Genomic DNA, 1,118 nt, shown 5'->3' on the forward strand with positions numbered 1-1,118 from the left:
GCTTCAAAACCAACGATGTAAGCAAATGTATCGTCATCGTATCCTGCAGTGCCTTCAGACTTAAGGTAGTTTTCACCTTCTTTAACCAGAACGTCATTTGCGTCTTTAACTTTGTTAGTAACGTCTGCAGCAGTACCTACTGCCCACTGATCTTCGGTAGCAGCTACAACGCGAGTACCAGATTCAACCGCACCCATTAATGTAATTTTCTCGAAGCTGTACTTAGCACTTGCGCCAACGAAGTTTGCGTCACGAGTTGCTGCACCACCACCATTGTCGTTATCGTCACGACCAACAGAAGCTGCAAAAGAGAAACCGCCAAATTTAGCTGAATCGTAACGGATTTGGTTAGATTGACGATCGTAGTGACCGTTGATGCCGCCCCAATCGAATACAGAACCTAGACCAGGGTTAGAGAATGGCCAGTCGACGATTTCGTATAGTGGAGTCAGTACACGACCAACACGTAGGTTACCCCAAGAGCCAGAAGCACCGATGAAAGTATCACGGAAACCTAGCACACCACCTGAAACACCACCGTGAGACCAGTCTGTGCTATCTACGTAACCAGATTCGATCTGCATTGTGATTAATACATCATCAAACATATCTTTATGAGCACGGAAGCCGATACGAGATTCGTTCTCTACAGCGTAACCAGTACTAGAGTCGTTGTTGTCAGTTGTGTTGTAGTTAACTAGAGAGATAGCTGCAACACCGTATACGTCAACGTTGAAGTCAGAGTTGATACCAACTTCTTTCGCCATTACGCCTGTCGATAAAAGTGCAACGGATGCACCTAGTAGAGTACGTTTGAAAATTTTGTTTTCCATGGAATAAAACTCCTAAAAATGGATATAGCTGTTTGAATATTCCCCACCTAAAGTTGGCCGCCGTAGAGAGAAATACCTTTTCTTGTTTGAGAATCCTTAACGCTGAATTCTCTATTTCCTTTCTGGGTATACACATCGTGCATCCATGGCATTAAGACTAACTTCGCCCTCAAAAAGATCAATGAGAACTTAATTTTCATCTAAAAAAATATGAGTTGGTGCAAATTTACCATGTACTTAGTGATCCAGATCGATAAATTAGAAAGGCCACACACAACAACAACT

1 protein-coding gene is annotated in these 1,118 nt (G+C 42.9%); it reads right to left on the reverse strand.

What is annotated here, in order from left to right:
- A partial coding sequence (locus BCT81_RS01940; protein ID WP_102423103.1) for a porin occupies positions 1-833 on the reverse strand: 833 nt, incomplete at its 3' end.
- Positions 834-1,118: the final 285 nt, after the last annotated feature.

This window comes from Vibrio sp. 10N.261.52.A1, from assembly GCF_002876325.1.
Taxonomy (GTDB): domain Bacteria; phylum Pseudomonadota; class Gammaproteobacteria; order Enterobacterales; family Vibrionaceae; genus Vibrio; species Vibrio chagasii.